12 protein-coding genes are annotated in these 13,178 nt (G+C 34.6%); 3 read left to right on the top strand and 9 right to left on the bottom strand.

Translation table 11 applies throughout. The features are described 5' to 3' along the window. Positions 1 to 52: 52 nt before the first annotated feature. Positions 53 to 436, bottom strand: a complete 384-nt coding sequence (locus tag NQ163_RS07175) for a hypothetical protein (protein ID WP_120241133.1) — start codon at positions 434 to 436, stop codon at positions 53 to 55. A 455-nt stretch (positions 437 to 891) separates the two neighbouring features. Between NQ163_RS07175 and NQ163_RS07170 the strand changes: the two genes are divergently transcribed. Together NQ163_RS07170 and NQ163_RS07165 are read left to right on the top strand one after the other, a co-directional pair. Further along, on the top strand, positions 892 to 1,722 hold the full coding sequence (locus NQ163_RS07170) for a metallophosphoesterase family protein (protein WP_268189615.1): 831 nt from the start codon (positions 892 to 894) through the stop codon (positions 1,720 to 1,722). A gap of 96 nt (positions 1,723 to 1,818) precedes the next feature. Then, positions 1,819 to 3,063: a GAF domain-containing sensor histidine kinase gene (locus NQ163_RS07165; RefSeq protein ID WP_268189614.1), complete on the top strand. Its 1,245-nt coding sequence runs from the start codon at positions 1,819 to 1,821 to the stop codon at positions 3,061 to 3,063. Between the two features lie 58 nt (positions 3,064 to 3,121). Here the strand turns inward: NQ163_RS07165 and hemE are convergent, their stop codons facing one another. The 4 genes from hemE to hemA form a co-directional block, all read right to left on the bottom strand. After that, complete coding sequence (gene hemE / locus NQ163_RS07160; RefSeq protein ID WP_268189613.1) at positions 3,122 to 4,147, bottom strand: uroporphyrinogen decarboxylase; 1,026 nt, start codon at positions 4,145 to 4,147, stop codon at positions 3,122 to 3,124. 42 nt (positions 4,148 to 4,189) lie between these two features. Further along, positions 4,190 to 5,182 carry a porphobilinogen synthase gene (hemB, locus tag NQ163_RS07155; RefSeq protein WP_268189612.1) on the bottom strand — a complete coding sequence of 331 codons (993 nt, stop codon included), beginning with the start codon at positions 5,180 to 5,182 and terminating at the stop codon, positions 4,190 to 4,192. A gap of 60 nt (positions 5,183 to 5,242) precedes the next feature. Then, a complete protein-coding gene (gene hemC, locus NQ163_RS07150) occupies positions 5,243 to 6,169 on the bottom strand; it encodes a hydroxymethylbilane synthase (protein ID WP_268189611.1) in 927 nt (308 codons plus the stop codon). Positions 6,170 to 6,257: 88 nt separating this feature from the next. Next, entirely contained in the window at positions 6,258 to 7,511 is a 1,254-nt protein-coding gene (gene hemA / locus NQ163_RS07145; protein WP_268189610.1) for a glutamyl-tRNA reductase, read from the bottom strand. Positions 7,512 to 8,297: 786 nt separating this feature from the next. Here hemA and NQ163_RS07140 point away from each other — a divergent pair. Further along, positions 8,298 to 8,594 (top strand): antibiotic biosynthesis monooxygenase, encoded by a 297-nt coding sequence (locus tag NQ163_RS07140; protein WP_120241126.1) that lies wholly within the window; start codon positions 8,298 to 8,300, stop codon positions 8,592 to 8,594. Here NQ163_RS07140 and NQ163_RS07135 read toward each other — a convergent pair. From NQ163_RS07135 to NQ163_RS07120, 4 genes are all read right to left on the bottom strand, one after another. Next, on the bottom strand, positions 8,586 to 9,086 hold the full coding sequence (locus NQ163_RS07135) for a hypothetical protein (RefSeq protein WP_268189608.1): 501 nt from the start codon (positions 9,084 to 9,086) through the stop codon (positions 8,586 to 8,588). The two genes, NQ163_RS07140 and NQ163_RS07135, sit on opposite strands and share 9 nt — an antisense overlap. A gap of 10 nt (positions 9,087 to 9,096) precedes the next feature. Next, a complete protein-coding gene (locus NQ163_RS07130; RefSeq protein WP_268189607.1) occupies positions 9,097 to 10,806 on the bottom strand; it encodes a histidinol-phosphatase HisJ family protein in 1,710 nt (569 codons plus the stop codon). A gap of 210 nt (positions 10,807 to 11,016) precedes the next feature. After that, the gene (locus NQ163_RS07125) at positions 11,017 to 11,889 is read right to left on the bottom strand and encodes a DUF6268 family outer membrane beta-barrel protein (RefSeq protein ID WP_268189606.1); all 873 of its coding nucleotides are present in this window, start codon (positions 11,887 to 11,889) and stop codon (positions 11,017 to 11,019) included. Positions 11,890 to 11,915: 26 nt separating this feature from the next. Next, complete coding sequence (locus NQ163_RS07120) at positions 11,916 to 13,169, bottom strand: TolC family protein (protein ID WP_268189605.1); 1,254 nt, start codon at positions 13,167 to 13,169, stop codon at positions 11,916 to 11,918. Positions 13,170 to 13,178: the final 9 nt, after the last annotated feature.

Genomic DNA, 13,178 nt, shown 5'->3' with positions numbered 1-13,178 from the left:
AACTTTAGCATCTTCAATCAGTATACAGGAACTCTATATTTAAACACTCAAACTAATCGTTTTCATGGGAACAACTATCCGATCCTGAAATTTCATATGATATGGCAGTTCCAGAATATGCAACTGTTATACTACCATTTGTAGTAGAACCATTAGCTGAAATTGAAAAATCAGTTTCAGCGGGTATAAGGACATCAATTTCCCAAGGCAAATTCGGATTACTCACAACAGTTTCTTCTCCAGCTACTATATATGTAAGCTGTGTTATCTCGCCATCGCCAGTACTAGTGGCAGTAAAAGTTATATCTATTTCTACGGTAGGTCGGTCCCCCGCACTTAATTCACAAGTTTTTGCAACAGGATCATCACTGTCACAGCCTACAAACGCAGGTATACACAATACCATAATAGCTAATAAAATAAGATTCCTTTTCATTACTTATTGTTTTTAATTGCTTTTAAATATAAATTTATACCATTATACAAAGTTGACCAAATTAAACAGGAGATATATAATTGTATATTTTTACTTTTCTAAAGCATCCAACAGTCTAAAATCAATACATTTAAGACAGATAATAATTATTTCAACAAATTTGAATAATCGGATATTTTCTTTGTATCATAAAGTATTTTAACTAAGAAATAATATTCGATTTGTTCGATGTTTAAATTGTAACGATCAATTAATTTCGATGTTTTTTTTCATCAATAATGCGGTTTCATCAAACAACCCCTTTTCATGATTTGGTTGTGGGATAATGCCGTGTGGTATGGAAAACATCCGTTACAGTGTGCATGCATCTGCCTAATGTATGGAAAAGCTCACTCCGTGTGTGTATTGACTTCAAGATCAAAATACAATACCTTTAAATTGTAAAGCCAAAAATCATGAAGTTTATTTTTACATCTGATCTACATGGAAACACTTCACTTTATCGAGAACTTAAAATGTTAATTGATAACAGTGGGGATATCGACTACCTGTTTCTTGGTGGGGATCTGTTTGCGCATACGCAAGAACTACAGGATCAGATCAATTTTATTGACTCATACCTAAAAGATTTTCTAAAAGAGATATGCATTAAAACCCTTTTCATTCCCGGCAATATCGATTGGCCGGGAGCCATTCACCTTATCAATAAACTGCCCAATGAATATGGCATTCGCGAGATTCAGTCCAATGGAATGCCGGTAGAAAACAACATGATACTTGCTGGATATCCTTTTGTTCCGCCTGGCCCATTACATAGAAAGGATTTCGAATTAAGAGATATGAAAACCGATAAACATACTCCTATTACCGATTCATATGTTACCGATAAAACAGGAGATAAAACTTATATACAACCAGAGTATTTTAACAAAAAGCCGAGTATTGAGGAAGACTTGCAGCACATTCATCCGCAATGTAGAATTTTGATTACCCATACACCTCCAATGTGCGAGTACCTTGATTTGTGTAATGCAAACAAACATATTGGCAGCAGGGCAATTCGAAACAAAATACTGGAGCTAAAGCCTAACTTAAGCCTACACGGCCATGTGCACGAATCTCCATATCTTACAGGAAAGTGGTATGAAAAAATAGGTAATACGATTTGTATTAATGTTGGATCGGATCAGAAACAACTACATGCTGTTATTGGCAAAATCAATAAAGAAGGTAACGTTCTAGCTCTAACACATAGCATTTACGGTAATTTACCAATAGATATTTGATCAATACAAATTAGAAATCAGGCAAATATTTCATTAAATCATACTATCACTAAACAAATTATTTCCTTAAATTTATTGGGCACGAAAAAAAGAATGATGAAAATACCAGAACAAATGCCACAATGGATGTTGGACAAATGGCAAGGAATTGCCGATTTGCTGGCAGAGACTCTCACAATACCGGCTGCTTTAATCATGAGGGCAGCAAATCAACAAATGGAAGTGTTTATTACCAGTAACTCCGATAACAATCCATATCATGTTGGCGATAAAGAAGATTGGCATGGATTGTATTGCGAAACGGTAATCAAATCGAAAGAAAAATTATTAGTAGCAAATGCATTAACAGATAAGGATTGGGATCGAAATCCAGACATTGAATTGGGAATGGTTGCCTACCTTGGCTATCCAATATTCTATCCGAATAAATCACCTTTTGGTACAATTTGCATTCTGGACAATAAGGAGAATCATTTTTCTGTGCTTCATGAAAAAATTCTTTTACAGTTTAAGCAAGTAATTGAATTAGATTTGGCCTTGGTTACTTCATTTGAGTTTCAATCCTCAGAAATGATTCAGACCATTAAAGAACAACAGGATAAACTAAAAAAACAAAACAAAGCACTACAAATAGCCAAAGAAAAAGCAGAAGAAGGCAGTCGCTTAAAATCAGCCTTTCTGCAAAATATCTCTCATGAAATAAGAACTCCCCTAAATGCAGTCGTAGGGTTTTCAGAGCTATTAACTATGCCCGATTTAACTAATGAGAAAAGAGATTATTTTGCTTCAATTATTCAAAAAAATTCGGATCAATTGCTATCTATTATATCTGATATATTAACTATTTCGGCCATTGAAACAGATCAGCAAAAGGTAAATATAGAAGATACTTGTCTGGATTCTTTATTACAAGATCTTGAAGACATTTACCGCCAAAAATATGATGGAAAAGGAATTGAATTGATTAAGAAAATTCCAGAAAGTCTTAGAGGACGTAAAATCAAAACAGATAAAACAAAGGTGAACCAAATTATCACAAACTTGCTAAACAATGCATTCAAGTTCACCGATAATGGTTCTATCGAATTTGGAGTTGAGCTTAAAAATGATGTTTGCGAATTCTACGTAAAAGATAGTGGCATTGGCATACCTGAAAATATGCAGAATGAAATCTTTAATCGATTTACGCAAACCAACGAAACAATAAGTGATTTGTATGGAGGAGTTGGTCTAGGGCTTTCCATTTCTAAAGCTTTTGTTGAGTTGCTAGGTGGTGAAATTTGGTTAAAATCAGAAGTTGGCAGAGGTACTAATTTCTATTTTACACTGCCAAATCAATAGAATAGGAAAAAGAAAGGTGGGATATAAATCCCACCTCTATTCAATTTATTTCATCTGCTTATCTGCCCCAGTCAGATTCTTTTACTTTCTTCACGAGATATTCCACATTCTCAACAGGAATTGATGGCAATAAACCATGTCCCAGGTTGAAAATCCATTTGTGATCTTTTCTACCATAGTTCAAAAAGTATTCGAATTCACGATCGATTGCTTCTGGAGTCGATTCCAGGATTCTCGGATCGAAGTTCCCTTGTAGAATCATCTCCTCACCTACAATACTTCTCACTTCGTGCAATGGCATTTGCCAATCAACGCTAACACAATCACACAAGTCGTAGTTTACCATATTGATACCTGTTCCTAATCCTTTAGGCAGGTAAATGGTTTTTACTCCGGCTTCACGAACTGCACCCAAAATAGCTTTCACCGATGGCAAGAATACTTCCTTATACAATTCAACAGGAATTAAACCTGCGTGAGTTTCGAACAACTGAAATGCCTGAACACCATGCTCAACCTGCTTTAGTGCATAATGAATACTCATTTCGGTGATCTTGGCCACCACTTTCTTCATCAATTCCTTATCGCGATAAATCGCCGGAACAAAATCCGGAAAATTTTGATTTCTACTAAAACCCTGATACATGTAACAAAGCGTAGTTAAAGGACCTCCGCAAAAACCAATCAATGGAATATCCTTAGGCTTAATCTCAAGAATTCTATCGATAGCAGCATAAATATGATCCAATTTCTCAGGCTTTTCGGTTAAGAATGACAAAGGATCCGCAACATCTTTCAAAGCGGTTGCAAAACTCGGGCCTTTCCCTTCAAAACTTAACTCCATTCCCAAAGCTTCAGGAATCACAAGAATGTCAGAGAATAGAATTGCAGCATCAACTCCTAAATCGTGAATTGGCAACATGGTAACATCAGCAGCCAAATTCGGAGTTTCCATCATCTCTTTAAAACCATAGGTTTCTCTAAGTTTCATGTACGATGGCAATACTCTACCCGCTTGACGCATAAACCACATCGGTGGTCTTTCTCTTTTAACTCCGTTAATTGTATCTAAAAATAGGCTCATGTGAAATTAGTCGTTAGTGATTCATAACTAGCTTGTGGTAACTTATGCTTTCCCGTTTAAGATGTTTGCTACATCCTGAGCGTGGTAAGTAATAATAATATCAGCTCCAGCTCTTTTAATTGACATCATGATTTCCATCATTACACGTTTTCCATCAATCCAATCGTTAGCTTCTGCTGCTTTTACCATCGAAAACTCTCCACTTACGTTATAAGCTGCAACTGGCACATTAAATTCATGCTTTGTGCGATAAATCACGTCCAAATAACTTAAGGCTGGTTTTACCATTACTATATCAGCTCCCTCAGCAATGTCCATTTCCACTTCACGTATTGCTTCATCACTATTTCTAGGATCCATTTGGTAAGTTGAACGATCGCCAAATTGTGGTGCGCTTTCAGCAGCATCTCTAAACGGACCGTAAAATCCAGAGGCATATTTAGCCGAATAAGCCATGATAGGAATTTTCTCGAAACAATTCTCATCCAAAGCTTTTCTCATATATCCTATACGACCATCCATCATATCACTTGGTGCTACCATATCAACACCTGCCTCGGCCAATGATACAGCTTGTGCAGCAAGCGTAACCAAAGTTTGATCGTTATCTACATCACCATCTACAATGGTTCCACAGTGACCATGTGTTGTATATTCACAATTACAGATATCAGCAATAATATACATTTCAGGATACTTTGCCTTGATTGCTCGAGTAGCCTGCTGTACAATTCCATGATCGTGGGTGGCAACCGTTCCATCAGCATCTTTCGTTTCCGGAATACCGAACAACAATACAGATTTAACACCTGATTCCAATAATTCGCCACACTTTTCAACCAATAAATCAACTGACAACTGGTCGTTACCTGGCATACTTTTTATCGGATTCTTAACCTTCTCTCCCGGACAAACGAAAAGTGGCATGATTAAATCATCAGCAGAAAGTGACGTTTCTGCAACCATATCACGAACAACTTTGCTGTAACGCAATCTTCTCATTCGTGTATCAGGAAAAAGTGGACGTAAACTCATAGTGTGTGTATTTTGTAATTTTTATATATTGAAATTATTTTCTGTTTAACTGTAAGACTCCTAAAGATAAAAATTTATTCCTTTTGCCTTACAAGTATCTTTCATTTGTTGCGCCAATTTTGTCGACTTCTCAACAGAATCTTCTACTGCAACTTCTATTTGCTCAACAATGAACTGATTGGTCTTTAAATCGCCAACAATCGCAATCATTGTCAAATGATCCTCGCTCACCACAGCATGTGCTGCCAATGGAAATTTGCAACCTCCTTCAATTTCTGCCATAAAAGCACGTTCCGCTAAAATTGCATACTTGGTAGGTTCATGATTTACCTTTTCTACAACGGCAATGGTTTCCTCATCATTGTCTCTACATTCAATGGCAATTGCTCCTTGACCAATTGCTGGAATACACTGATCGACATCTAAAAGTAATTTCTCCTGAAATTCCTTCCCCAATCGATTCATACCTGCAGCAGCAAGAATAATGGCATCATACTCGCCATCCATTAACTTTTGCATTCTGGTATCGATATTCCCTCTGATCTCTTTAAAGTTGGTATCAGGTCTCAAATCTGCCAATTGAACTCTTCTTCGAGGACTTCCCGTTCCCAAAACAAAACCTTCAGGCATTTGATCAATTGTACTTCCGTCGCGACTTAAGAATACATCGCGCACATCTTCACGCTCAGGAAAAGCAACCAATTTTAATCCGTCAGGATGAAAGCTTGGGACATCCTTTAAACTATGAACGGCAATATCAGCCTCACCTTCCAGAAGCGCATGTTCCAATTCTTTTACAAACAAACCTGTGCTTCCAAATTCTGTTAACGATCGGTTCAAAACTCTATCACCTTGCGTGCTAAATTTAATTACCTCAAATTCAACATCAGGATTGGCTTTCTGCAACAATTCAACAGTTTGCATTGTTTGAGTATAAGCAAGCAAACTTGGGCGAGTTGCAACTCTTATTTTCTTCTTAGCTGACATTTAGGATAGTATTTCGTAGTTATTTTAGGAAATAAAAAAGCTATATAAAACTTGTTTATACAGCTTTTTATCGAAAGCTCGAATGGCTTTACGAATCCATATCTTTAAAAATCATATTTAGTGTTTCCATTGGGCTCGATTGCTTTTTGTGATGATCTTTCAGGTGATTGATACATGCTCTGGCAATCTTGTTCACAATGTTATTGGTAATATGCTCTACCTTTTTCAACTCATCTTCCGACAGTTTATTTTTGTGGTAATCGAGCTCCTTTCTTTGCACACTTTGCAGGTTCTCTTTCAAAGCCACAATTACTGGAGAAAGGTATTTCACCTCTAACCAACCATAAAACTCTCCTATTGAGGCTTGAATGATTTTCTCTGCTTCAGGAATACAAGCTTTACGTTGATCAATGGCAGCCGAAATATGTTTTGATAATTCATCTACTGTAATCACCAATACATTTTCCAAGTCATCAATGGCAGTATCCACATTACGAGGTACTGAAAGATCCAGAACCAATTTGCATGATTCTACCCCTTTAAAATGATCAAGCGTTAAGGTTGGTTTTGCTGCACCAGTAGCAACAATAATAACTTCAGCTTTATCAACTTCCTGATTTAATTTTTCGATAGACTGAAATTGAATATTGTACTTATTTGCCAAAGATTCGGCTTTTTCTATCGTTCTGTTTACAAGCGTAAGCGAACGATTATTCATATGTTTTAATAAGTTGCCACAAGTATCTTTTCCAATATCACCAGTTCCATAAAGAAGGAAATTACAAGTTTCAAGTGTTGAAACTTTATCCTTGATATACTGAACTGCAGCATGGGACACAGAAGCTGCACCTTTGCTAATATCTGTATCGTTCTTTATCTTTTTGCTTGCCTGAAATACAAAGGAAAACAATCGATTCAAAAATGAATTAACTATTCCCATTTGCTCTGATTGCTGATAGGCATTTTTAACCTGTCCAACAATCTGAAAGTCGCCAATAATTTGCGAATCCAAACCCGCGGTTACTTTATATAAATGACGAATACATTCATTTCCATGTAGAGTGTATCCGTTATAATTTAAATCATTTCTATTTCCTTTGCAGTATTTTAAAAACAGATCTGTGATGATTTCGACCTCTGAAGAATGTGCATAAATCTCGGTACGATTACAAGTAGATATGATTACCATACCTTCAATTTGATGCTCTTTTGCCTCCTTCAATAAGTTTTCCTGATCTTCTGAAGATAAAGAAAACATCCCCCTAACATCCAGAGCCGTTTTTCTATAGCTAATTCCTAGAACAAATAATTTTTGTAGATTTTCTCGAATTTGTAATGACATAAAAACGGAATTTGTTTACTCATTTGTTACATATCCTTAAATCTAGATGCAACAAACCGATTCAAATATAAAGGTAATTATTCAAAAAACCTCCTAATTTCAGTAAGTACATAAATAGATATTGACCACTTTAATTATTATGGAAAATCCAAAAACTCTAAAAGGATTTTAATATCTTTAATACCAAAATAATTCAAGTTTCTTTCATAATCTTACTATTCCTAATATATTTAATCATTCAAAATAAATTTAATTAAAAGCAACGATATTTTTAGATCATTTTAAATGAATAAAGCGTTTCAAAATACATATAAATGGAATTATTTATAAGCTCCACCTCTTTTTTATACCTACATTATTAATGAAGTTACTAAGGAAATTATAAAAAATCCAATTAAATACAGTGGCAAACCATTATACAAATTAGAAGAATGATTTTTTAGGGAGAATGATTTTCTAAGCATCGTTATTCGATTTTTGGAGAAATGATTAAAGCTTGCTGTACTACATCCAATACGAAAAGATATCTATAAAATTGCCGGTAAAATGTATGGTTTTGAACGCCAGAATTTTATGGAAGGTTAAGAAAATTATTAATTGTGATAAATTTAAGCTGTTGCCTTATTCATTTAAATACCAAGAATCTATCGATAGTTTAAAAGTTTAATTAAATTTTACCTTTAAACTAAAAAAAGATAAGATCATCCTATTTTTTATGACTATAATCAATTTATTACTAGGCACTTTATTATTTTAACTAATTTTGAGACAAATAGTCATGAAGTAATGGTATATCTGCTACTAAAACAACCAACAAAAAACATTAACTCTTGGAGAGAGTCCTTTGACCGATTTTTGGAATATCGAAAAATTGGAGGAGAATTGTCTTGCAAGATCTATCAAACTCCACGTAAGAAAAATGAATTAATTGTTCTATCGGAATGGAGAAGCATGGATGATGTAACAGAATTCCTTGAATCTCAATCATTTGAAATGATTAAAGAACTTGAAGTGAACGAACCTCTTACCATTAAGTTACTGAACAAACAAGGTATTTCTAAATATATCAAACAATTACATTAAATCTTCCACTTTTACAATCCTTTCTGAATTGATTGCCAATATTAGTTTTTCAACAAGCTCCATAATCAAATCTGGAAACTCATCTTCGTATAACTTTTCATCCAACTCTTGTAAAGCATCCATTAATTTGAATCGATTCAAATCAGCTTGATTCAAGTTTTTAAGGTATTCCAGAACTTGTAATTCATTTAATGCCATCTCGTCGGTATATTTTAAAGGCAATATTTCGATATCTTCATTGGGAAATATTTTCTCACTCTCCTCTATAATAGAATTAATAAAGGTATTTAAAACATCTATTGTATCTGTAAGATTAACTTCATAAGAAGACAATTCTTCCAAATCGTTTAAGGCCTCGATAGTTATTGAGTTCATTAAAAGTAAATACTCCTCAAGCTTCTCAAGAATTTCAGAACTTACACCTGGTTGTATTTTATAGAATTCTATAATTTCTTGTAAAACTTGATTTCTTTTTTCGCTTATCGTTTCCAAAATATAATACTTAAATTCCTTCGCTTGTTAATTGCAAATGTGTAGTTTCAAAAAACTGAGGGCCTAATTTCTTTAGCACATCAGACACCAATTGAGAATTTCCATCAATACCCAAAATTGCATATCCTTTATTGCCTCTTTGTCCTAATTTTAAATCTTTTACATTTATATTTCTAGATGCCAATGCAGATAATAAAATCAATAAAATACCGGAAGAATTGTTATGAATCGATAATATCATCTGCTCACTAATAGCAATTGGCAAATTAACACCATCCACTTCCAACAGGTAATTCTTTCCTTTTTGAAGCTCTGGAATATCAAACTTATCGCATACATGAATTTCGAAAAAGTTATCTCCTCCCGTTCCTTTTACAAATTCCACTGCTTCATTAATAGCTTTCTCTTTTCCTGATAATGTTAAAAATGCTGTTGCGGTTCCATCATTATTAGAATTTAAATAAGCCGTTTCAACATTAATTTCTTCAGAAGCCAATGCATTAAAAATCATCGAAAGCACTCCTGGATTATCCTCATGGTGGGAATACAATCCTTTTATTTTTTGATTTGTATTTTCAGGTAAAGAATTGCTAATTGTAATCGATTTATCACCTTTTCTTATGCGAATAGCTTCAAAATCTCCTAATAAGGTAGCATTCTTATGATGTTCAAGAAAAGTTCGGTATTCTCCACCAAAAGAGAATTTAGGAATTCTTCTTTGCTTACGATCTTCGAATCTTAGGTTTAACATCTCAATTCCCAGATTCATTACTTTATATTGCTCCTCTTTATATCCCGAATTTCTCAAAGGTCTTTTCTCGGGTATCGATTTGGAAAAACTTACGTAATGTTTGTACCCTGCATCATATGCATATTCAATTCCGGTTTGATAGTGATTACCCAAATTTTGTGTAGTATGAGTATCTGTACCTAAAGAAATAGGAATATCCAGTTGTTTTGCTCTATTTAAAATGTACATATCAGGATAAATTCCACAACCTTTATTGATACCAGCCAAATTCACATCAAGTGCCAGATTGTATTCACTAATCATCTCCAAAAGAAAGCGCATTCTTCTCGCAAGAATATGATCTGAAGTTTCAAGTTCCAACAGTGGTTTTGGAATAGGCGCATACAACTTAGGCAAATCCAGGTGACCAACAATTTGAATCATCTCCCAACTTGTATCAATCATCTCAATCAACTCCTCAATATATCCTAACCAATAATTCTCAACTCCTCCTCTTATTTTTATAAGCTTATTGGTCTCTTCCTTTGATCCGTCGTAGGGTATCCCTTCTCGGGAAAAGTGCAAAGAACCAATCACAAAATCAGCATCTTGCGCCTGAAAAATTTTAGATCTGTTCCATTGCATTCCCAAATCGGGTCCTAACCATTCCAATTCAATTCCATAGCGAATGTTGATCTTATCACTATACTTTCTTTTGAACTCCTCAATTTGATTTGGATAGTTGAAATATGCTTTATCTCCCCGAATGAATTTTACATCCAATCTTTTTTCTGCCTCATACCTATACCTGGTTAGTCGAGGTGTATGAATAATAAATGTAATGTTGGGATGTCCATTTTTAATGGCCAATTCAATAATCTTATCCAGTTCATCTACACCATGCTTCACATGATCATTTCCTGTTCCAACGTGTATTCCGTGAGTTTCCCAAATAAAATATTCGGGACTATTTTTGGCATTTAGTGGCATTTATGTCATTTTGATTAATAGTCGAGTAAAATTAATCATTTGATTAGGATTTAAAAGCAGTTTAAAACAGAATGCATAAAAAACCCGCCTTTCCAGCCAGGAAAGACGGGCCAGTCGAGGTTCCCCACTACAAAAACTTCGACTCACCAATTCTAATTTTACAAATCATAGCAGCATCATTTCCGATTCGTAATTTCTATAAACTGATTATTACAGACCTATGGAAACACCAAGCTTCATGTACCAGTCATTATCTAAATCAAACTTCATAATTCTATCTCTATCATCCAGAAATTCAAATCGTCTGTTAAAGGTAAATCCAGAACTTAGCTTAAGATTTATCATCTTATAAAGCTTTTGATTTACCTGCAAACCTCCACCCATATTCATGATTCGAACATTATCCATTTTCTTTTCTTCATTGTATAATGTTTTGCTTAGTGTATAGTTGTCTCCTACCATTGTCAAATTGGTTCCAATCTCTGTACTCTTTCCCACTTTGTATTTGATTTGAAATCTTGGGAAACCCAGGTTAAATGACCATTTTTCCTTGTATTTCCACATGAAACTAAACATGGGTAAAGGTGCTGGTATCCCTGTCGTCTCAGAATACATGGCTCCAATTTGAAGGTTCATATTGGGATTTATTTTTTTTATAAACATTAACATCCCCATTAATCGAACATCTTTCCATTGAACTGAAGAAGTTAAATTCGATGAAATCTTCGGGGAGACCATCGCCATCAGGGCCCAATTGTTTTTTAATTTCCTCATATATCCTATCAAATAGGATATTGTGTGAAAACGCTCTAACTCGTTTAAATTTGCATCAACAAACGGGTAATCGACATTTGTTAGAGCATATTCAAACTTACTTATCAACAAGCTTCCTTCTTTCTTCAACCTTAAAGGCATGGCAAACCTGATACTAAACCTATCAAACCTTACACTATTGGCTGAATTATTACTTCCAAGCCTTACAAAATCGACGCCTGCCAATTCTTTTTCCATTTGTGCATGTACTGATGAGGAAATAAGAAGAGTAAAAAGAAGTATAACGATTTTCCTTTGCTTTCGATCCATATATTTCTCCTGAATTAAACCCTATTCTATTGCTCCAGCAACACGCCACTTACTATTTTAATATTTAATTCAGACAGCTTTGCATTATAGCCCGCAGCTGCCTTATTATTTTTAGCTTCTACTAAATTTAGCTGTGCCTCTCGAAAGCTTGTTGATGTTACTTGCCCCAATTGATAATATTCCTTGGTCTGTTCAAAATTTAAACTTGCTGCATTCAATGCATCTTCTTCCAAAGCCAAAACTTTAAGGTTGTATTGGTAATCAGCATAGGCATTTACCAGGTCTTTTTCCAAATTCAATTTTTTATCCTGTAACTCAAATTCAGTAATTTGCTTTTGAATTTTAGCATTCGCAATCTCCGTTTTTTTCCTCTTTCCATCGAAAATATTGAAACTCAAAGTCAATCCTCCAGTTAATTGAGTATGCGAATTTGTTCCCATTATTTCATTTTCATAATAAGAGTATGAGGATTTTAAGCTTAGTGATGGTAATTGCCCTGACTTTGCCTTCTTTACGGCAATTTCATCTTCTCGCAATTCACTTGTTTTTAGTAGATATTCCGCATTTTCTTCCAAGGTCTTACGCTTCAATTCCATCATATTAAATTCCTGAAAATTAGATTTTTCCTTTATCAACTGCATTTTACTTTCTGCACTTCGCCCCAATAAAACATTCATCTCTCTAATTGCTTCCTCATAGCTTTGCTGTGACTTCAAGTACACACTACTATCACGGTTAAAATCTACCTTTGCGTTCAAAACTTCCAGTTTATTAATATTTCCAAATTCATATTTTGATTCGTTTCGTAGCAATCGCTCTTTGGATATCTGTAAATTTTCAGAGGCCACATCCAATTCATCATAGGCTTTACTTAGCTGATAGAAACCAGAAATTACATTTGCAATTGTATTCTCAATATTAAAGCGTGCAGTCAATTCCCCTTGTTGCTTTCGCAGATTCAAAATTTGATAAGTGTGTCTTGCTCCCAAACCATTAAATAAGGTATATGAGAAATTCAAAGCTCCCGATGAGTAGACCTCATCTTCATTGTGTTCCGAGTAATTTACTCCCCCACTTGCATTTAAAGAAGGCAGTAAGCCGGCATTCCCTTTTGTAGCATTATTCTTGGCAATTTCAGAACCATTTTTAGCCACCTTTATATCGTAATTATTACTTAAAGCAATTTGTATAGCAGACTCAAGCGTCAATGCTTCCTGAGCATTAAGCAGGGAAACTCTGCTTAATACTATTAATGCGATAAATATGAATTGTTTATACATCTTTTTTAT

Source organism: Marinifilum sp. D737 (assembly GCF_026672275.1).
Lineage (GTDB): Bacteria > Bacteroidota > Bacteroidia > Bacteroidales > Marinifilaceae > Marinifilum.
This window is presented reverse-complemented; position numbering and strand designations above follow the sequence as displayed.

Coding starts and splice junctions, on each gene's coding strand:
- NQ163_RS07165 (WP_268189614.1), top strand. CDS start 1,819: ATGAAAATACCAGAACAAATGCCACAATGGATGTTGGACAAATGGCAA.
- NQ163_RS07125 (WP_268189606.1), bottom strand. CDS start 11,889: ATGGATCGAAAGCAAAGGAAAATCGTTATACTTCTTTTTACTCTTCTT.
- hemB (WP_268189612.1), bottom strand. CDS start 5,182: ATGAGTTTACGTCCACTTTTTCCTGATACACGAATGAGAAGATTGCGT.
- NQ163_RS07120 (WP_268189605.1), bottom strand. CDS start 13,169: ATGTATAAACAATTCATATTTATCGCATTAATAGTATTAAGCAGAGTT.
- NQ163_RS07170 (WP_268189615.1), top strand. CDS start 892: ATGAAGTTTATTTTTACATCTGATCTACATGGAAACACTTCACTTTAT.
- NQ163_RS07140 (WP_120241126.1), top strand. CDS start 8,298: ATGGTATATCTGCTACTAAAACAACCAACAAAAAACATTAACTCTTGG.
- NQ163_RS07175 (WP_120241133.1), bottom strand. CDS start 436: ATGAAAAGGAATCTTATTTTATTAGCTATTATGGTATTGTGTATACCT.
- hemE (WP_268189613.1), bottom strand. CDS start 4,147: ATGAGCCTATTTTTAGATACAATTAACGGAGTTAAAAGAGAAAGACCA.
- hemC (WP_268189611.1), bottom strand. CDS start 6,169: ATGTCAGCTAAGAAGAAAATAAGAGTTGCAACTCGCCCAAGTTTGCTT.
- hemA (WP_268189610.1), bottom strand. CDS start 7,511: ATGTCATTACAAATTCGAGAAAATCTACAAAAATTATTTGTTCTAGGA.
- NQ163_RS07130 (WP_268189607.1), bottom strand. CDS start 10,806: ATGCCACTAAATGCCAAAAATAGTCCCGAATATTTTATTTGGGAAACT.